This window comes from Pseudomonas sp. LRP2-20, assembly GCF_024349685.1.
Classification (GTDB): domain Bacteria; phylum Pseudomonadota; class Gammaproteobacteria; order Pseudomonadales; family Pseudomonadaceae; genus Aquipseudomonas.
In genome coordinates this window covers 1,720,868-1,740,193 of sequence record NZ_AP025944.1, presented here as the reverse complement: position 1 = coordinate 1,740,193, position 19,326 = coordinate 1,720,868, and the positions used below count along the sequence as shown (strand labels likewise).

At 61.8% G+C, this 19,326-nt stretch carries 14 protein-coding genes; 9 read left to right on the top strand and 5 right to left on the bottom strand.

Going from position 1 to position 19,326, the window contains the following annotated elements; translation table 11 throughout:
* The first annotated feature begins 145 nt into the window (after nt 1-145).
* The gene (locus OCX61_RS07610; RefSeq protein ID WP_186603284.1) at nt 146-1,147 is read left to right on the top strand and encodes a sulfate ABC transporter substrate-binding protein; all 1,002 of its coding nucleotides are present in this window, start codon (nt 146-148) and stop codon (nt 1,145-1,147) included.
* Nucleotides 1,148-1,420: 273 nt separating this feature from the next.
* Here OCX61_RS07610 and OCX61_RS07605 read toward each other — a convergent pair whose 3' ends face one another.
* Nucleotides 1,421-2,347, bottom strand: a complete 927-nt coding sequence (locus OCX61_RS07605) for a class I SAM-dependent methyltransferase (RefSeq protein WP_261943255.1) — start codon at nt 2,345-2,347, stop codon at nt 1,421-1,423.
* Between the two features lie 33 nt (nt 2,348-2,380).
* Nucleotides 2,381-3,277: a DMT family transporter gene (locus OCX61_RS07600; protein WP_261943254.1), complete on the bottom strand. Its 897-nt coding sequence runs from the start codon at nt 3,275-3,277 to the stop codon at nt 2,381-2,383.
* Nucleotides 3,278-3,410: 133 nt separating this feature from the next.
* Between OCX61_RS07600 and OCX61_RS07595 the strand changes: the two genes are divergently transcribed.
* The 3 genes from OCX61_RS07595 (at nt 3,411) to OCX61_RS07585 (ending at nt 6,634) form a co-directional block, all read left to right on the top strand.
* Nucleotides 3,411-3,848 (top strand): Lrp/AsnC family transcriptional regulator, encoded by a 438-nt coding sequence (locus tag OCX61_RS07595; protein ID WP_261943253.1) that lies wholly within the window; start codon nt 3,411-3,413, stop codon nt 3,846-3,848.
* Between the two features lie 508 nt (nt 3,849-4,356).
* Entirely contained in the window at nt 4,357-5,889 is a 1,533-nt protein-coding gene (locus OCX61_RS07590; RefSeq protein ID WP_261943252.1) for an NCS1 family nucleobase:cation symporter-1, read from the top strand.
* A 16-nt stretch (nt 5,890-5,905) separates the two neighbouring features.
* The gene (locus OCX61_RS07585) at nt 5,906-6,634 is read left to right on the top strand and encodes an aspartate/glutamate racemase family protein (protein ID WP_261943251.1); all 729 of its coding nucleotides are present in this window, start codon (nt 5,906-5,908) and stop codon (nt 6,632-6,634) included.
* 118 nt (nt 6,635-6,752) lie between these two features.
* Here OCX61_RS07585 and OCX61_RS07580 read toward each other — a convergent pair whose 3' ends face one another.
* From OCX61_RS07580 to OCX61_RS07570, 3 genes are all read right to left on the bottom strand, one after another.
* Complete coding sequence (locus OCX61_RS07580) at nt 6,753-7,946, bottom strand: D-amino acid dehydrogenase (protein ID WP_261943250.1); 1,194 nt, start codon at nt 7,944-7,946, stop codon at nt 6,753-6,755.
* A 45-nt stretch (nt 7,947-7,991) separates the two neighbouring features.
* Entirely contained in the window at nt 7,992-8,654 is a 663-nt protein-coding gene (locus tag OCX61_RS07575; protein ID WP_261943249.1) for a histidine phosphatase family protein, read from the bottom strand.
* A gap of 520 nt (nt 8,655-9,174) precedes the next feature.
* The gene (locus OCX61_RS07570; RefSeq protein WP_261943248.1) at nt 9,175-9,513 is read right to left on the bottom strand and encodes an FKBP-type peptidyl-prolyl cis-trans isomerase; all 339 of its coding nucleotides are present in this window, start codon (nt 9,511-9,513) and stop codon (nt 9,175-9,177) included.
* Nucleotides 9,514-9,755: 242 nt separating this feature from the next.
* Here OCX61_RS07570 and OCX61_RS07565 point away from each other — a divergent pair, with 242 nt between their 5' ends.
* The 5 genes from OCX61_RS07565 to OCX61_RS07545 all read left to right on the top strand — a co-directional run bounded on the left by OCX61_RS07565 (nt 9,756) and on the right by OCX61_RS07545 (nt 19,251).
* The gene (locus tag OCX61_RS07565) at nt 9,756-10,439 is read left to right on the top strand and encodes a hypothetical protein (protein ID WP_261943247.1); all 684 of its coding nucleotides are present in this window, start codon (nt 9,756-9,758) and stop codon (nt 10,437-10,439) included.
* A gap of 99 nt (nt 10,440-10,538) precedes the next feature.
* Entirely contained in the window at nt 10,539-11,996 is a 1,458-nt protein-coding gene (locus OCX61_RS07560; RefSeq protein WP_261943246.1) for an Ig-like domain-containing protein, read from the top strand.
* Nucleotides 11,997-12,111: 115 nt separating this feature from the next.
* Nucleotides 12,112-14,448: a hypothetical protein gene (locus OCX61_RS07555; protein ID WP_261943245.1), complete on the top strand. Its 2,337-nt coding sequence runs from the start codon at nt 12,112-12,114 to the stop codon at nt 14,446-14,448.
* Nucleotides 14,449-14,726: 278 nt separating this feature from the next.
* Complete coding sequence (locus tag OCX61_RS07550) at nt 14,727-16,964, top strand: autotransporter outer membrane beta-barrel domain-containing protein (RefSeq protein WP_261943244.1); 2,238 nt, start codon at nt 14,727-14,729, stop codon at nt 16,962-16,964.
* Nucleotides 16,965-17,235: 271 nt separating this feature from the next.
* Nucleotides 17,236-19,251, top strand: coding sequence for a hypothetical protein (locus OCX61_RS07545; protein WP_261943243.1), 2,016 nt, complete (start codon nt 17,236-17,238; stop codon nt 19,249-19,251).
* Nucleotides 19,252-19,326: the final 75 nt, after the last annotated feature.

Here is a 19,326-nt window from a genome sequence, read left to right as displayed (position 1 = left end):
CTGTGCGCGGTCCCTGTGGGAGCGGGTTACCCGCGAAGAGGCCAGTACAGGCAGTGGCATAACCAAAGTCTTTTTTGTTCTTTAACCCCCACAAACCCGCCCGCTATAGTCGCAGGCAAACTGCCATCGATATCAAGGACGCAACGTGAAAAAGCTCTTCACCGCCTCACTGCTCGCCGCCGGCCTGGCGCTGGGCAACCTCGCCCAAGCCGCCCCGACCCTGCTCAACGTTTCCTACGACGTGATGCGCGACTTCTACAAGGACTACAACCCGGCCTTCCAGAAGCACTGGGAAGCCGAGCACAACGAGAAGGTCAATGTGCAGATGTCCTTCGGCGGCTCGAGCAAGCAGGCGCGTGCGGTTATCGACGGCCTGCCCGCCGATGTCATTACCATGAACATGGCCACCGACATCAATGCCCTGGCCGACAACGGCAAGCTGGTGCCGGACAACTGGGTGACCCGACTGCCGAACAACAGCGCCCCGTTTACTTCAGCCACCGTGTTCATCGTGCGCAAGGGCAACCCCAAGGCGCTGAAAGACTGGCCCGACCTGCTCAAGGACGGCGTGCAGGTGATCGTGCCCAACCCCAAGACTTCGGGTAATGGCCGCTACACCTACCTGTCGGCCTGGGGCTACGTGCTCAAGCAGGGCGGCGATGAAACCAAGGCCCGCGAATTCGTCGGCAAGCTGTTCAAGCAGGCACCGGTGCTCGACACTGGTGGCCGTGCTGCCACCACCACGTTCATGACCAACCAGATCGGCGACGTGTTGGTGACCTTCGAGAACGAAGCCGAGATGATCGCCCGCGAGTTCGGCCGCGATCAGTTCGAAGTGGTCTACCCGAGCGTGTCGGCCGAGGCCGAGCCGCCGGTAAGCGTGGTCGACAAGGTGGTCGCCAAGAAAGGCACCCAGGCCGTGGCCGAGGAATACCTGAAATACCTGTGGTCGCCAGCGGCCCAGGAAATTGCCGCGCAGAACTACCTGCGCCCGCGTGATGCAACCGTACTGGCCAAGTACACCGACCGCTTCCCGAAAGTCGACTTCCTGTCGGTGGAGAAGACCTTCGGTGACTGGCGTACCGTGCAGAAGACCCACTTCAATGATGGTGGCGTGTTCGACCAGATCTACACCAATCAGCAGTAATTGATGCAAGCATGACCGGCCTCTTCGCGGCTAAAGCCGCTCCCCCAGACACAGCGCAAAACCCTGTGGGAGCCGCGCTTGCCGGCGATGGGCCGCGAAGCGGCCCCGGTATATAAGTGATCGCTATCGACCCATGTCAAACGCAAGAATGTTGGGGCCGCTTCGCGGCCCATCGCCGGCAAGCGCGGCTCCCACAAGTACGGCGCACGCCTGGAAGCTGGCGATAATCGTGTGGGAGCGGCTTTAGCCGCGAAGAGGCCGGCACAGGCAACATCACACCTGGCGGAATACCAAGGCCTTCAGCCCCCCCGCCGGGTCCACATCAGGAAACTCCGGCGGGTTCTCCAGCCGCTGGACAAAGGCCAGCGATGGCGCCTGCTCGGCCATCCCCTCGATCAGAAACTCCGGCCCGATCCCCGGGTCGTTGACGCAGGCCAGCACCGTCCCGCCCTCACTGAGCAACTCCGGCAAGCGCCGCAGGATCTTGGCGTAATCCTGGGTCAGCACGAAGCTGCCACGCTGGAAGGTCGGCGGGTCGATGATGATCAGGTCGTAAGGCCCATACTTGCGCACCTTGCCCCACGACTTGAACAGCTCATGCCCCAGATACGCCACCCGCGACGCATCGTGGCCATTGAGGCGATGGTTGTCGCGCCCGCGCGATAGCGCAGACTTGGCCATGTCCAGGTTGACCACTTGCTCGGCACCGCCCGCAATCGCCGCCACCGAGAAACCGCAGGTGTAGGCGAACAGGTTCAGTACCCGCTTGCCCGCTGCCTGTTCACGCACCCAGCGCCGGCCGTAGCGCATGTCGAGGAACAGGCCGTTGTTCTGCCGCACGCCCAGGTCGAGCAGGTAGGTCAGGCCATCCTCGACCACCTCGCGTTGCTGGCAGGGTTCGCCCAGCAGCCACTGGCCCGGGCTGTCGGGCAGGTAACGGTGCTGGATGAGGATCGCCTGGCCGGCCCATTGCGGGCGCTCGGCCAGGTTGCGCAGCATGGCTTCCAGTTCGGCCAGCTGGCCCTCGGGTGGTTCGCGGAACAGCGCCACCGACAGCACACCCTGCAGCCAGTCCACCGTGACTTGCTCCAGGCCTTCCCAGCAACGGCCGCGGCCGTGGAACAGGCGGCGGGTTTCGGCGGGAGCAGGGTCAAGGGCAGCAAGCAGGTGCTGTTCGAGGGTGTGGATCGGCGAAGTCATGGCGGGTCGCAGGCAAATGAAAAGGCCGCCATTCTACCCCTTGGCTGGCACTTGTGCAGAACGGAACCACCAGCCCTGCTGCATACCCGCTGCCGCCAGCAGAATCAACGCCACCCCCAGCCACTGCAACGGCGCCAGGCGGTGCCCGAAGGCCACCCAGTCGACCAGGATTGCGGCAATCGGGTAGATGAACGACAGCGCACCGGTCAACGCCGTGGGCAGGCGCTGGATGGCGCTATACAGCAGCACATACATCAACCCGGTGTGGACCATGCCCAAGGTCACCAGGCTGGCGAGGGCCGACGGCTCGCCAGGCAATCCGCCGAGCGTCACCCACGGCGCCAGCAGCAGCACCCCGGTGGCGACCTGGATCAGTGCGATCAGGTGAGGTGGCGTGCCTTTCAGGCGTTTGATGATCAAGGCGGCAATCGCATAAAGAAACGCCGCACCCAGCGCCAGGGCGATGCCCTGCAAGTAGTCATCACCACTGGCTTGCCCCGCGCCGTGGGCGCTGACGATCGCCAGCATGCCAAGGAACGCCACGCTCAGCCAGGTGACCTTGGCGGCGGTGATCTTCTCGCCCAGGAACAGCGCTGCCAACCCCACCAGCATGAACGGCTGGACGTTGTACACCGCAGTGCCGATGGCAATCGACGCCCTCGAGTAGGAGGCGAACAGCAACACCCAGTTGCCGACGATGGCCACCCCACTGGCGATGGCCAGCAGGAATGCAGTCCGGGTTATCACGCCAGGCTTGAGGAAGCCGAACACCGCGCAGATCACCAGCAAAGTGCCGGTACCGAACACGCAGCGCCAGAACACCACGTCCAGCACCGGCTGCCCAGACACCAGCACGAACCAGCCGATGGTTCCGGAAATCAGCATGGCGGCAACCATTTCCAGCGAGCCACGGCGCAATGAATTGTCCATCTCACACCTCCCTTGGATGATGGCCATAGTATGCGGGGGGTCGCCGTGCACCTTCCAGCGGATAACCAAGGCATATCAGCCGGTTCACCTTTAATATCAAGGCAATTTCCCTGGATTGCCTGATGAGGTGCGCATGACCGACGCCATTGACCAACTGCTGATAAACGCCTTGATGGAAGACTCGCGCCGCTCGCTCAAGGCACTGGCGCAGATCAGCGGCCTCTCTGCCCCCAGCGTCAGCGAGCGCCTGCGCCGCCTGGAAGAACGCGGCGTGCTGCGCGGCTACACCGTGGATATCGAGCCGCGCAGCTTTGGCTACCAGCTGCAGGCCATCGTGCGCATTCGCCCGCTGCCGGGGCAGTTGCAGGAAGTGGAGCGGCAGATCATCGCCATCCCCGAGTTCACCGAGTGCGACAAGGTGACCGGCGAGGACTGCTTCATCGCCCGGCTGCATGTGCGCTCGATGGAGCAGCTCGATACCCTGCTCGACCGGATCAATGTGCTGGCCGAGACCAACACCGCGATCATCAAGAAGAGCCCGGTGAAGCGGCGGTTGCCGCCGATGGATTGAGTCCCTCCTACGCGATCACACAGTACCCTGTGGGAGCGGGCTTGCCCGCGAAGAGGCCCGACCTGGAAAAATCTGACTAATTTTTGTACACAAGAATGTCACCATAGGTGCCATTTTTGTGTGCACTTTTCCCGGTAACGCCCCAATACGTTACATGCATCGATCAACTAATTCTGACCAAACGATCAACTAAAAGGCCAACTAAAAAAAATTAACCTGTTCATTCGGTCAACTTATATTCGATTCATTTCATAAACTTAATTTTCAACTGCTTAGATTCAAAGTAGTGGCCATCTAACTCTCGTTTATCCCTGGCATGGAACTCGCTTTTGTGTGTTCGTGTTTTGTATACAAATTCAACAAAACATAAATACACAAGAACTCGCGGCGCCGGCCCAACACCGGCCGCCGCGCCCAGAACCCAGTGATGCCAAGCTGCACCGACGAGATGGCGAGCCCGTGCGCATGCCCGCTCATCGCAGTCCATGTGCATCAGGAGCCCGCCGGAATGAGTACCAGCCTCGACCTTGCCCCTGAACTATCCGTCGCCAGCACCAGCCCTGCTTCCACCCTTGCAGGCGATATGCCGCCACTCGCACTGAGCCCGCGCCTGCATAACCGCGACCTCGCACCCACCCGTACCGAAGGCCGCCGCTGGGGCCGCTACAGCATCTTTGCGCTGTGGACCAACGATGTGCACAACATTGCCAACTATTCCTTCGCCATGGGCTTGTTCGCCCTTGGCCTGGGTGGCTGGCAGATCCTGCTGTCGCTGGCGATCGGCGCGGCACTGGTGTACTTCTTCATGAACCTGTCCGGCTACATGGGGCAGAAGACCGGGGTGCCGTTCCCGGTCATCAGCCGCATCGCCTTCGGCATCCATGGCGCGCAGATACCGGCGCTGATCCGTGCGGTGATCGCCATCGCCTGGTTCGGCATCCAGACCTACCTGGCCTCGGTGGTGCTGCGCGTGCTGCTCACCGCCGTGTGGCCGCAAATGGCAGCCTACGACCATGACAGCATCCTCGGCCTGTCGAGCCTGGGCTGGGTGTGCTTCGTGGCGATCTGGCTGGTGCAGTTGGTGATCCTTGCCTACGGCATGGAGATGGTACGCCGCTACGAGGCCTTCGCCGGCCCGGTGATCCTGCTGACCGTGGCCGCCCTGGCAGTGTTCATGTACTTCAAGGCCGACGCGCGCATCGCCTGGTCGGTCGCCGAGCCACTGACCGGCTACGAAATGTGGCGCAACATCTTTGCCGGCGGCGCACTGTGGCTGGCGATCTACGGCACCCTGGTGCTGAACTTCTGTGATTTCGCCCGCTCCTCGCCCTGCCGCAAGACCATCCGCGTCGGCAACTTCTGGGGCCTGCCGGTGAACATCCTGGTGTTCGCGATGATCACCGTGGTGCTGTGCGGCGCGCAGTTCCAGATCAACGGCCAGATCATCGACAGCCCGACCCAGATCGTCGCCAGCATCCCCAGCACGCCGTTCCTGGTGCTCGGCTGCCTGGCGTTTCTGATCGTCACCGTGGCGGTGAACATCATGGCCAACTTCGTGGCCCCGGCCTTCGTGCTCAGCAACCTGGCGCCACGCCACCTCAACTTCCGCCGCGCCGGGTTGATCAGCGCCACCCTGGCGGTGCTGATCCTGCCCTGGAACCTCTACAACAGCCCGCTGGTAATCGTCTATTTCCTGTCCGGCCTCGGCGCCCTGCTCGGCCCGCTGTACGGGGTGATCATGGCCGACTACTGGTTGCTGCGAAAAGGCCGCATCAACGTGCCCGAGCTGTACACCGAGCACCCCACGGGCGCCTACCACTACAGCAAAGGCATCAACCTGCGCGCCGTGGCCGCCTTCGTGCCGGCAGCGCTGCTGGCCATCATCCTGGCCCTGGTGCCGAACTTCCATGGCATCGCGCCGTTTTCCTGGCTGATCGGCGCCGGCATCGCCGCCGCGGTGTACCTGCTGATCGCCCCGCGCAACCGCCAATACCACGATGTCAGCGGCGAATGCATCGCCGTCGACCACAGCAGCCATTGATCAAGGAGGACTGCCCATGCGTATTCTGATCGCCAACGTCAACACCACCGAAGCCATCACCGCAGCCATTGCCGAGCAGGCGCGCAGCGTCGCCGCGCCCGGCACCGAGATCATCGGCCTGACCCCCTGGTTCGGCGCCGAGTCGGTGGAGGGCAATTTCGAGAGCTACCTGGCTGCCATCGCCGTGATGGACCGGGTACTGGCCTACGACGGCCCCTACGATGCCGTGATCCAGGCCGGCTACGGCGAGCATGGCCGCGAAGGTCTGCAGGAGTTGCTCGACGTGCCGGTGGTGGACATCACCGATGCCGCCGCCAGCACGGCGATGTACCTGGGCCATGCCTACTCGGTGGTGACCACCCTGGACCGCACCGTGCCGCTGATCGAAGACCGGCTGAGGCTGTCTGGGTTGTATGACCGTTGCGCCTCGGTCCGCGCCAGTGGCCTGGCCGTGCTGGAGCTGGAAGAAGACCCGCAGCGCGCCGTGGAAGCCATCGTGCAGCAAGCCGAACGCGCCGTGCACGAGGACAAGGCCGAGGTGATCTGCCTGGGCTGTGGCGGCATGGCCGGGCTGGATGAACAGATCCGCCAGCGCACTGGCGTGCCGGTGGTGGATGGCGTGAGTGCGGCGGTGACCATTGCCGAGTCGCTGGTGCGGATGGGGCTCAGCACCTCCAAAGTGCGAACCTATGCCACACCGCGGGCGAAGAAGGTGATGGGCTGGCCGATGAAGTTCGGACGGTAATACTGCTTCGCCTGGTCCGCCCTCTTCGCGGGTAAACCCGCTCCCACAGGTACTGCACTGCATTCAAACACAGTGAGTAACCTGTGGGAGCGGGTTACCCGCGAAGAGGCCGGCACAGTCAACACAGCATCCGCGCCAGCCGCTCCGCGCTGCCACAAGCCAAGTTAAACCCCAAGGCCCCATGCCCCAGATTCAGCCACAGGTTGCGATAAGCCGAAGCCCCCACAATCGGTACGCCAGTCGGCGTCGCCGGCCGCATGCCTGCCCACTCCACCGCCGCTGCGTAATCCGCAGCCTGCGGCAAGGTCTCCAGCGCCTGCCGACGCATGCTGGCGAGCCTGCGCGCATCCACCGCTTCGTCGTAGCCAACGATATCCACCATCGCCGCCACCCGCAGCTGCTGATCAAGCCGTGCGTAGACGACCTTGCGCTCGTAGTCGGTGATGCTGAGCTCCGGTGCTCGATGCGCCGTGGCAATCGGTGCCGTCAGGCTGTAGCCCTTGAGCGGGTAGACCGGCAGCCGCAGTTTCGGTAACGCCAGCCCGGCACTTCGGTGGCCGGCGCACAGTACCAGGCGCTCGACATCCAGTTGCTCACGCCCCAGTTGCAGTGCCACCACCTGATCATCGCGGGTGATCAGCCGCGTGACCGGGCTGCTCAACAGGAACCGGCATTGCCCGGACGCGCGCAAGCGCTCTGCCAGCCGCTCGCAAAAACGATGGCAATCGGCGACTTCTTCATCCGCAGTCAGCACGGCACCGATAAAGGGCGCATCCGCCAACGCCGGCTCCAGCGCCTTGACTTCGCTGGCACCAAGCACCCGTTGATGACCGGGATCGAGCAGATGCTCGCGGCCATGGGCGAACGCTCGCTCACTGCGAAATGCCACCAGTTTGCCGTTCTGCCGCCAGGCAAAATCGTTCAGGCCGTCGTCCTCACGCCAGCGTTTCAGGGTGGCCTGGCTATGCAAGGCCAGCTCCAGCAACTGTGCAGCATTGCGCCGATTGACGCTGCTGCGGCAAGCCATCACGAACGCCAGCAGCCAGCGCCATTGCGCAGGGTCCAGGCGCAAGCGCAGGCGCAGCGGCGAGTCGCCGCGCAACAACCAGCCAAGCGCCTGCCACGGCACACCGGCATCGGCCAACGGCGCCACATAGCGATAGGAAAGTTGCCCGCCATTGGCAAAACTGGTCACTGAGGCCAACTGGTCCCGCGCCTCGACCAGTACCACCGACAGGCCTTCGCGCACCAGCGCATAGGCTGTCGCCAGGCCAACCACGCCACCACCGATTACCGTCACCCGTTGCGTCATTGCACTTCCCTGTCCTGACTGCAGTGCCAAGACAGTAGCAGCGGATCAGGTCGGGCAGCTATGGGCGCCGCCATTCAGGCCCTGGCGGACGTTGCGGCTGAGCAGGCTGGCCTTGCCGTCGTGCCAGGTCAGGGTGAGGACGTAGAGGGTATCGAAATCGTCGCCATTCCAGTCTTCGGTGATCACTCGCTCATCGCCCAACGCCTTGCCGGCCACGGCATTGATCAGTTCCGGCAGGTAGCCGTGGGACCAGGCGGTATAGACCGTGGCATTGCGGTACTTATCGCTGACCAGCTCGTCGGCGAGGGCGTCGGTGTCGTTGGCGCTGAAGTCGATGTTGACCGGCAAACCCAGGCGAATGGCGCTGGGGGTGATGGTCATCAGCGGGCGGATGTAGCTGTAGCTCTGGTCCTGGCTGCCTTCCTCGACATGCCGCGAGGGGTTGGCGGCGAACACGTAGTCGGCCTTGCCGAAACGCTCCGGCAGCAGGGTGGCCAGGTCGAGCGCACGATTGAGCCCCTGGCAGTTCAGTTGCCCCAGGCCTTCGCCGGGTTTTTCGGCATGGCGCAGGAATACCAGCGTCTGGGTGCCGTCGACCGGTTGGGCGCGGCTTTCGACCACTTCCAGTGCCAGCGGCACAGCCGCGGCGACGAGGGCCAGGCTGAGCACCAGGTGGCGGCGACGTCGAATGAAAGAGGGCAACTTCATGTGGGTGGGCTCTTGTGGCAAAAAGTATCTGGATACCCGCCACATTGCCCTGCGGCCTATGCCGAAGGGCATCCGTGTTGGTGATTGCCATCCTTGGCAACGAGCAGGACTCAGAGTGCCCTCGACCCGTTTGGTTCCTCCCTGAGTGTGGATGCCGTTCCCTAGGCAAGGATTACGTTAGTGCAGGTGTGTTGCAGAGATATTTAAGGCGGTCAGGTGTTCGCCTTGAGTTTTGTGGCGTTCTTGAGATCGAGCGCCGCCCGCGCGGCGCATCGCGAGCTGCGCTCGCTCCTACGTTTGTTTCGGGCCAATGATTCCTGGAGGATTTGCGCGCGGACGCCTTGGGGGTATGGCGCAATATCGCGTCGTGCCAACAAGGCGGTCGCGCGCGCCTGGCACAGGCGTTACTGGCCAGAAACAAACGTAGGAGCGAGCGCAGCTCGCGATGCGCCGCGCGGGCGGCGCTCGATCTCACAGGTGCTGCAAATCCCAAGTCAAGCGCATGCTGGCGCACGCGCATTCAATCATCCCGCGTCAGCACTTCCAGCAGTTCGATCTCGAAAGTGAGGTCCGAATTGGGCGGAATCGCCCCCACGCTACGTTCGCCATACCCCAGGTGCGTCGGCACCTGCAGCTTGCGTTTACCGCCCACGCGCATGCCCATCAGCCCCTGGTCCCAGCCTTTGATGACCCGGCCAGTGCCAATCACGCACTGGAAAGGTTTGCCGCGTGACCACGACGAGTCGAACTCGCTGCCGTCGGCCAGCCAGCCGGTGTACTGGGTGGTGATCAGGGCGCCTTTGACGGCGGCTTTGCCGTCGCCTTCGACGAGGTCGGTGATCTGCAGTTCGCTGCTCATGGAAAGCTCCAAGCTGTGATTCGGGGGCGTCGTTTTCTCAGGAATGCATGGGTTTGGCAAGTTTGCGCGGCGTGGTATGCCAGCGCATCGACCACTCTCCTCGCGCTGATCGCTACGCTGCGACGGCGGCGAAAACGTTGCGTCTGCATAGGTAGGCCGGCTGCCGACCTGACATTTTTGCCAGGTTACACAGCGCGCAAGGCTATGCACCATGGCGGGGAAACCCACAACAGGAGACCACCATGTCCAACCAACAACGCAAAGCCTGGGAGGCACCCAGCCTGCCGCAAGCTGAACCAGACCGCGACAATCCTGGACACCAATTCCTGTCCATCGCCAGGCTCTACGACATCTCCGGGGAAACCCTGACCTGCCAAGTGCCGATCTCGGCGGGCATGCTGGCAGGTGATATCGTCCGCGTGCGCGGGCGTTTCGGCGAGGTCATCTACGACGCGCCCGAAGTCGCCATCGCCAATCCGCCTCGCCCGCTGACAGTAGCGATGCCCAAGTTCATGCTCTATGGCGTTGCCGGTAATGTCATGGATCTGAACTTCGCACTGCGCAAGCCTGGAAGTGATTGGCAGATTTCCCAGAGCCGTAACATCAGGGTGGAGTCGCAGGCACTGACACTGCAACGCCCCAGCCTGCCCAAAGGTAGCCACACCCTGCAGATCGACTATCTGGGCATGAAAACCGGAGACAAGGTGCACGCTCGGCTATATAGCTCGCCAACCAGCTTTGTCCAACCCGATGACGTCACTGTCACACGAATTGCCCCCGTTCCGATCGAGATCTACCACTCATGGTTCGAAGCCAATCGCGACAAGCGCGTATGGCTGAACTATTCCGTATGGCGTAACGGGCAGCCGCGATGGCTGATATCCCAGGTGCTGTACATCGAAAGGCTGGAAGTGCCGTCTCAATGACCCCCGGCTTGCCGGGCCAGGGGCCTGAGCTTTGCCAGGCGCCTTGGCCCAACCCAGTAGTGCCTTTTGCACACCTGACCGCCGTTCAAGGACATAACTATGACAACCCCCAACGTTAGCTGGACTTTAGCCCTGGCATTATTGTTATCTGCCTGCTCCAGCCAGTTGCAGCCACCCGCTCCCATTCCGGCCCCCCCAACGTCGCCGCTCACCATCGTCGACGGTCCGACAACCGCCGCAGCACTGACAAAACGCTACAGCGACATGGCACAGGACTGTGAGGGCGCGAGCCGGCCGGCGTTCCTCTGCAACGGCGTGATCCTGCGCACTACCACCTACTCGCCCCGCTACGACGCCTGGAACCCAAGCCCGACAGCGGTGAGACTCGGCGCGGTATCATTCTCCTACCTGCGCCAGGACAGCAAATTCGCGCGCATGCCGTGGGGCGGCGAGAACGGCATGGTGCTGTATCCGATTTCCGCCTCGCCGCCAGACAAGATCAATATCGCTGTGTTGTGCTCCTATCCCATCGATGGCTGGACCGACGGCCGCGTCGGCAACCGCTGCGGCCAATATGGCAGCAACCCGACCAGCGTTTCCTGTGAACAGCAGGGCATCACCAGCGCAGCCCAATGGACCACGCTCTACACCCAGCAAGGTGGTGACAACACGAAAATCTGTGCCTTCAACGTACGCGGCAGCCAGAACCATCTGGCAGGCCCGGCGTTCTACCAGAGCCTGCTGGCCAAGAGCAGTGGCAACCCGACCGACAAACGCTTCACCCAACATAACGAGCTGGTGCATGGCCTCTGGGAGCAGAACATTCCCGCCAAGCTGCCCATCCAGGCATTCTTCTACACCACCCCGGCGGGCCTGAAGGATGCTTGGCAGGATCGCCTGAGCTTCCGCCACAAGGCCGAGATCGACCTGCCCCTGATCAAGATCACCCTGCCCACGAGCACTGCCGAACAGGCCCGTTTCGACTACATCGCTGCGGATAACATCGACCCACCGCTTAGCCTCGACGCCACGGCGGTAGCCCTGACCGGCAAGACCTACCTCATTCCTGACCACCCAGGCGTCGCGCCGGTCTACACCCCCGGCAGCAATGCAGTCGAACGCCATGCCAGCGGCGGCCAAATGCCCTACACCTATGCCAGCAGCAACCCCGGCGTCGCAGCCGTGGACCCGTATGGTCTGGTCACCGCCAAAGGCAACGGCACTGCGCAAATCAGCGTGACCGACGCCACTGGCCAGACCCGCGCGTACACGGTCAATGTGAGTAACGTGCTGAAGGTCTACCGCTTTCCAAAATCGAACTGGAACAACGCGTCGAGCGCCGTCGCTGCACAAGGTGCGCGCTTGCCCAGCGAACAGGAAGCGCATGAGTTGAAGGCAACATACGGCGGCCGCTGGCCTTTCGCTCATGCTTATCACTGGACGGCCAAGGACTGCGGTCTCGGCAAGCACCTGGCGCTGGAGCTGCACAACAGCTCGGTGGTCGGTATGTGCGCCTCGTTCATAACCTCGTATGAGGTAGTCGGCCTCAAACAATAAGTCAGCGTCAGGTGACACACGCATCAAGCCCTGTCACCTGGTAGTTATGTCAGTTGTGGGTGAACCGACCGGCTCATACGCTGGCAACTCCCTGTAGCATCTTGGAGCACACACCATGAACATGCCTGATGAAGCACTTAAGCGGCTCGCCGACTTGCCTAAACCATTCATCCCTGCCGCAGACGACGGTGGCCTTGGCTATACAGATATCGAAGACGATCCGGAGGGGTTCATCATTGTCACGGTTGGCCCCTATTTCAACATCCGGGATGGTGACCTTGTAGAGGTGTATTTCAACACCACCCGGGTCGCGTTCTATTCAGCGCAAGTTGGCGACACCAGCACATTGAACATTCGTGTTCGCAACAGCGAGCTCAAACAGCTCGGAGACGGTAAGTATGACGTCAAGTACTTCATCACCTTGTTCATCGGTGGCGGGAAGCTTGAATCCGACCCAACACCGGTAGAGATCAAGCTCACTGTTCCGGGTGGCCGGGACCCCAACCCCGACACCCCAGAACTCAACGAGAACCTGGCCTTGGCCTTCGTGGTACCCAACCCGGTACCCGCTGACGCCGCGTCAGCCACAGTCTTCATTAATATCTGGGAAAACATGAGCCTTGAAGATGTCCCGACCGTCAGCTGGGGCGGCTTCAAGATAAAGCTGCCCCCCTTGCCACCTGAGGAAATCAATAAACAGCAAAAGGTAGTGATTGACCGCGAGACGCTCAAAGACGTAGGGGGAGGCCGGGTGCCAGTCACCTATGAAATCCGCGACAGGGTGGGCAACCGCTCCAGATGGGCTCGTTACACGCTCGTAGATGTGGAATTCGAAGACCCCAACGCACCAGAAGCACCGTCTGTGGTAGTGAATGGCAAGCCTGTGGAAGAAATCGACCTGGCAATCCTGGGGGCGGACGACGTCATAGTCTGGGTGCCCCGCTACGAGGGAATTCAGCCTGGCCAGAAAGTGAAGGTAGAATCGCACGGCCTGACAGCTGGCAACGATCCCGTCAATCACGACAGCGACGTCTATGTGGTACCCAGCCCCATTCCTATCTTCCTTGAGTTCAAAATTCCCAACGCCAAGGTCATTCTGTTGGGTCAAGGTTCCGTACGGGTGCGTTATGTGGTCGATGAGCGGTGGCTCTCGAAAACGCTCCGTCTCCCGGTGACGGGCCAGCCTTTGTCACTCAAAGAGCCTGAGATGCCCGATGCCACAGAGGAGGGGGAACTCGATCCGGCATGGGTGCCCAATGGTGCAAGGTTTATCGTGCCCGCTTCACCAGCTATCAGGAAGGGCTACCGTGTCGATATCTTTTGGGACGGCCTTACGTCAGGTGGCGTCAAGGTCCCTTACACGGACTTCGATACAGTCACCGATCCTACGCAGCCACTGCACTTCAACATTCCTCACGCGGTCATCGCCTTGATCGCCGGTGGCACCGCCAAGGCGTATTACATTGCCAGCAACGGTGATGCCTCTCTGCCACCCTCGCTCGAATTGGACCTTCGAATCAAGGCAGCCGGCACAGAGCTATTGCCGATCGCGAGCGTTGACGGCGTGGTGGGCGGCAAGCTCGATGCCGATCGCCCCTCGACCATTCTGCGCATCAACTACCCCGGCATGGCCCGCATGGATCCCATCAACTGGGAGTGGAACGCTGCGCTGCCCACCCGCGGTATCATCACAGTCAGTACGGTTGGCGAGCAAACGGCGGTGATAGAGGGCACCTATATTGCCGGCAATCGAGACGAGGATGTCGTGGTCACCTACTCGGTTCCTGGAAAAGGGTCGTCCATACCCTTGCCGTTCCGCGTGGAAGGCTCCGCCCTATCGCCCGGCGAACCGGTGATTCCCAAAGCGCCAGGTAAACGCCTGAATTTTCATGAGGCCATGTATTACGATGACTTCCTGGAAGTGCAGGTATTGCCGTTCGCAGGCATGGCGCCAGGCCAAAACATCGAGCTGGAATGGAAAGGTCCTTACTTTACCTGGCGCGAAACGCTGCCGGTCGTCGCAGTGCAAACGCTGAAATTCAAAGTACCGCGTCTTGAAGTGGTCGATGCCATCGGCCGCCCGGTAGAGATCATCTACAGGGTCAACAGCGTTACCCCTTCACCCCTCTACGTGTTGAACATCGACAGCCAAGGGATGGAGATGCCACCGCCTCGCTATTTCCCGCAAGTAGGCTCGCCTACCGCCGCAGTGTCCATCTTGTCGCCGGACCAGCAGACCGGCCATAAAGGGCGCGTGCGCTTGTACGGGGTAAATCCGACGCCTTGGGATTCGACGGAAGAACACCTGCAAGCAGGCAGAGTCGAATACTTCCAAGTCCCCAGAAGCATCGTGGAGGAGAACAAAGGAAACGTGGTCTTGATCAACTACAGCATCTATCGCGGCAACAACGAACCGTTCAGGTTCTCCAGAGTCCTTCGCCTACAACTCTGAGGATGCGGCTGCTGCGCCCGGTGCAATACCGAGCGCAGCAGAGCGGTATCTGCACCGCAGTTTCCCGGCAAAAACTAACATTTTTACCAGGTTACATTCTGCCAACAGTCACTCAAGCTTGACCGCAAGCCTTGAGAGCGACGCCCGTAAGCCTTGGCGAATTTCATACTTTTCTTGGACTTGATCGGACTTTTCCTACAGGAAACGTCCCATCGCCCGTGCATTCTCCGCGCACCCAGCCGTTCTGGCTTCTGTAAAAAATTATTCCGGAGTCTACGATGAAACGACCTTCCCGCCTGACGACTCACAGCCCCTCACGCTATGCATGTCTGCTGCTGCTCGGTTGTAGCCCATTGGCCAGCCATGCTGCGGTCCTTGACGGCCCAGGGCAAAGCGCCACGGTCGAAGCCGGCACTCCCGCCGAGTTCTGGGAGGTGCGCAACGGCGCCAGCCTGGTCCTCAACCCCGGCAGCGAGGCCGATGGCGCGGGGTCAAGGCTGGACTCGGCCATCGCCCTGGTCAACGGCAGCAGCCTGACCGCCCAAGGTGCTACGATCCGCGCGGACGGGCGCGCCATCCTCAATAACCGGAGCACCCTGAGCCTGGCCGGTACCCGCGTCACGGCAAAGGAAAACGGCGATACTCCAGCGGGTGCGGAATTTTCCTCCGGGGTGGCATTGCTGATGCTCGGCGGCAACGCAACCGTCAGCGGTTCGGTGCTCGACGGCGAACGCCATGCCATCGCCATCAATTCCGATATCAGTGGTTCCAGCGCAGACCTTACCGCAGTGCTTGATATCGCCAGCAGCCAACTGGTGTCCAGCAACGGCAGTGCGATCTACATGGGCAATCTGTTCCCCGGCGAAGACGCCGCCCCTATCGCCCACATCACCCTGCGCGACGGCACGGTGGTCAGCGCAGGCAACGGCAACCTGCTGGAGGTCCACGATGACGCCCAGGCCTACCTGACCATCAGCGCCAGCGAAATCACCGGCAATATCACCTCAGAGGACACTGCCACTACCGAAGTGAGCCTGATCGAAAAGGCGATCCTGCGCGGCGCGATGCGAGGCGTCGACAAGGTAAACGTGGCTGACAGCGCCTCCTGGATCATCACCGACGACTCCAGCATCGGGCAGTTGAGCAATGGCGGTACGGTGGCCTTTTCCGACGGTGCCGCCGGCCGTACCCTGACCGTGGAAGGCGACTATGCCGGCAACGGCGGCACCCTGGTGTTCAACTCGGTACTCGGCGGCGACGATTCGCTCACCGACAAACTGGTCGTCAAGGGCGACACCAGTGGCAGCACCTCGGTACGCGTCAACAACCTGGGCGGCAGCGGCGCCAAGACCCTCAACGGCATCGAGCTGATCACCGTGGGGGGTAACTCGGCCGGGGAATTCCAGCAATCGGGCCGTATCGTCGCCGGCGCCTACGACTACCACCTGATGCGTGGCGAAGGCGACAACAGCGGCAACTGGTACCTGAGCAACGAGCTGAGCGACCCGGGCAACCCTGACCCGGGCCCAGGCCCGGCGCCTACCTTGGTGGTGCGCCCCGAAGGTGGCGCTTATGCTGCCAACCTCTACGCCATGAATACCCTGTTCGACGCCAGTGTCAGCGAACGCAGCGGCGAGACCGAGCGCGCCGACACCGTCACGGCCAATGGCAGGTCAAGCAACCTGTGGATGAAAAACAGCGGCGGCCATCAGCGTGCCACCGATAACTCCGGGCAGCTCAACACCCACACCAGCCGCTATGCCCTGCTGCTGGGCGCCGATCTGGCCGGTGGCATGACCCGTGACGGCGGCGCCTGGCGCGCCGGGGCCTTCGCCGGCTATGGCTACAGCCACGGTACCACTACCTCGCAGCTAACCAACCACCATGCCGGCAGCCAGGTCAAAGGCTACACCACGGGTGTCTACGGTACCTGGTACGCCGACGGTAACAGCGAGCAGGGGCTGTATACCGATGCGGTATTGCAGTACAGCTGGTTCGATGCCCAGGTAACCGGCGAAGATGTCACCAAGGAAAGCTACAGTGCCAGTGGCGTTTCCACTTCGCTCGAAGCCGGCTATGTGATGCGCAACGCCCTCGACAACGGCAGCGCCTGGTACCTGCAACCCAAGGCCAAGGTGTTCTGGTCCGGGGTGACACCCGACGATCACCGTGAAGACAACGGCACCATCGTCTCCAGCAACGGCAGCGATACCTTGAGCGTCAGCGTCGGTGCCCGGGCCTTCCTCAAGCTGAACTACAGCGGTGACGATACCCTGGTCGACAGTTTCAAGCCCTTCGTCGAAGCCAACTGGATCCATAACAGCCGCCAGGCCGGGGTCACCCTCGACGGTGCCAGCGTCAGCCAGGTCGGCACGCGCAACATCGCCGAATTCAAGGCCGGCGCTGAAGGCCGGATCAACCGCGACCTGACCATCACGGCTGCGCTGGCCCAGCAAGCGGGCAGCGACAACTTCTCTGACACAACTGCCTCGCTGGCCCTGCGCTGGTCGTTCTGACGCCTTGCCGCGCGGTGCCCAATGCACCGTGCGGCATGCCCGCCGCGTACCTTCGCGCACTATTCCCCGCCTTAACAGCCGCCGCTACCTAGTAAATCTGTCAGGTTACAAGCGCGCGTTTTTTGTCGAACATGGACCTGCGATCGCATTGGCTACAAAGGCTAGCTGAACAGCCGAAAGTACCCGCAACACCGCTGCCGAGCCCAGGCCTGACGAGGTCTGGGCGAGACAGCAGACAACCCCTGACTCCCTTTAGCCAATGGAACAAGCCATGACCCAATTTATCGACGTAGTCGCCAACAGCCGTGTACCCGCCAACTCCATCGCCCGTCGCACACTGATCAAGGGCCCGCTGACGTACAAGGCGACCCTGGTGTCGCCACCCGGTATCGTAGAATTCCCTGATCCACTGGTATTCCCTACCGAGGCCCTGGCCCCCCTGCCACCGTCCGGGGTCCCCGACAACCTGCTGCTGGCGAGCGTCCGCAACGACGATCTGACACTGGTGTTCCCGGTACCGCGCAAGGTACGCGACCCTGACCGTGACAAGGTACAGCTGTACGTCGATGGCAAATCCATTGGTACAGCTGTCACTTTCACCGGCTTCGTTATCGGTGACCCTTTCGAGATCGAACTGCCCGCCAGTGCACGCAGCGAAGGCACCCACACCATCGTGTACCGGGTGACCTACTTCCAGGGTGGCGGTGAAGAGGATGGCCCGAACCAGTCGTTCCGGGTTGACCTGACCGCCCCGGGCCGCCCGACCCTGGGCCAGCTCCTTGTGGATGAAGACATTGTCAGGAATGGCCTGACCCCGGATAAGCTCAAAAATGACGCCGGTACCGAATACCTGGAAAGCTTCGTGCCCAGCTATGAAGGCGTTGAACCTGGCGACTTACTCCAAGGCTATATCAACGACACCGTTGCACCGAACAGTACGGCAGAAAACCTCATCGGTGGTAGTGATGACGACGTAGAACTGCGCTTCGTGCGCGAAGACATCGAAGCCGCAGGCGATGGCGAGCTTAAATTCACTTATCTGATTACCGACCGTGCCGGCAACAACTCGCTGCCTTCAGAGTCGCTCGATCTGCGGGTACTGCTCAAGGGGGAACTGACTGGCCTGTTGGCTCCGGAAGTACCGTCCTTCGACGATGACGGCATTATCGACGAAGCCGACGCACGTGGCCCGGCAGACGTGATCATCCCCGCATTCACCGGCACCCCGGGTATCCAGCCGGGGGACCAGATCCAGCTGGTTTGGGATGAGCAGGCGCATACCCTTGTTCCAATTCCGGGAGGTACGGAGGATCAGCAACACACCGTCCAGGCCTCCTATGCCGCGCTCTACGACACCTGGAAAGCCGCGACCGGCGGCGCCAACCAGGTCGCCAACATTGATGTGTTGTACCGCATCGTGCGCAACGGACTGGTTGCCGGCACCTCCCCTGCCACCACCGTAGCTATCAACCTGTTCCAGGCCGGTGGCGACCCGGACCCAGAGAAGCCAGTACACCCCAACCTGAAGGCCGCCCTGCTGCTGTCGGCCAGTGGAGAGCGAAACGAGATCCCGGTGGAGGATTTCGACAAAAATGCCACCATCACCGTGTACTGGTACGACTCGCAGATACCGGAGCAGGAGCTGTTCCTTCTCAATGACCGGTTGAATGTCACCTACGGCAGCACACCGCTCACCGAGCGCGTCATCGGTGCAGCGGATGTAGCCAACAAGATCGACCTGGTGCTCCCCCTCACCGCGGCGCAGATCGGCAATGAAGGCTCGGGTGAGAAGGCCCTGAAGTACAGCGTAACCCGCCGCGTGGCTGGCGGCGCGGAGAACACCTCGAATTCACCGGAGCAGCCCGTCCTGGTCTCTGGTTCGGACGAACTGCCGGGCGGAGGTACCCTGCCGGATGCCAGTTACCGGCCGCTGAACAGCAACGGCGTGATCGGGCCTAATGAGATCAAGGCGGGGGTGTGGTTCGTGACACCGCATTACCTGAATAAAGAAATCAGCGACACGGTCTCGATCGACATCGTGCAACACCTGGATGAGAACCACACCCCTGGCGATACACCGATCGAAGAGACCAGGATCACGATGCGCAAAACCGTCGGACCCGACGATAAGGACACTGTCACCGAGTTCCCACTTGACGCCGCAAAGCTGGCGTTCCCGCTGGACCTTTGCCACATCTATGCCGAGTGGACCGCAGAGAACACCGCAGGCGCTGTCACCAACGACACAACGCACATCGTCATCGACAGCCGCGGTTACCGCCCCTGATCCAACCTGAACCACCACAACAGAACGAGGGGAGCCTGGCCGGCTCCCCTCTTTTTTTTGGCGACAGTACCTGTC

Coding starts and splice junctions, on each gene's coding strand:
- OCX61_RS07545 (WP_261943243.1), top strand. CDS start 17,236: ATGACCCAATTTATCGACGTAGTCGCCAACAGCCGTGTACCCGCCAAC.
- OCX61_RS07595 (WP_261943253.1), top strand. CDS start 3,411: ATGACCGACGCCATTGACCAACTGCTGATAAACGCCTTGATGGAAGAC.
- OCX61_RS07580 (WP_261943250.1), bottom strand. CDS start 7,946: ATGACGCAACGGGTGACGGTAATCGGTGGTGGCGTGGTTGGCCTGGCG.
- OCX61_RS07565 (WP_261943247.1), top strand. CDS start 9,756: ATGTCCAACCAACAACGCAAAGCCTGGGAGGCACCCAGCCTGCCGCAA.
- OCX61_RS07555 (WP_261943245.1), top strand. CDS start 12,112: ATGAACATGCCTGATGAAGCACTTAAGCGGCTCGCCGACTTGCCTAAA.
- OCX61_RS07590 (WP_261943252.1), top strand. CDS start 4,357: ATGAGTACCAGCCTCGACCTTGCCCCTGAACTATCCGTCGCCAGCACC.
- OCX61_RS07600 (WP_261943254.1), bottom strand. CDS start 3,277: ATGGACAATTCATTGCGCCGTGGCTCGCTGGAAATGGTTGCCGCCATG.
- OCX61_RS07570 (WP_261943248.1), bottom strand. CDS start 9,513: ATGAGCAGCGAACTGCAGATCACCGACCTCGTCGAAGGCGACGGCAAA.
- OCX61_RS07585 (WP_261943251.1), top strand. CDS start 5,906: ATGCGTATTCTGATCGCCAACGTCAACACCACCGAAGCCATCACCGCA.
- OCX61_RS07605 (WP_261943255.1), bottom strand. CDS start 2,347: ATGACTTCGCCGATCCACACCCTCGAACAGCACCTGCTTGCTGCCCTT.
- OCX61_RS07550 (WP_261943244.1), top strand. CDS start 14,727: ATGAAACGACCTTCCCGCCTGACGACTCACAGCCCCTCACGCTATGCA.
- OCX61_RS07560 (WP_261943246.1), top strand. CDS start 10,539: ATGACAACCCCCAACGTTAGCTGGACTTTAGCCCTGGCATTATTGTTA.
- OCX61_RS07575 (WP_261943249.1), bottom strand. CDS start 8,654: ATGAAGTTGCCCTCTTTCATTCGACGTCGCCGCCACCTGGTGCTCAGC.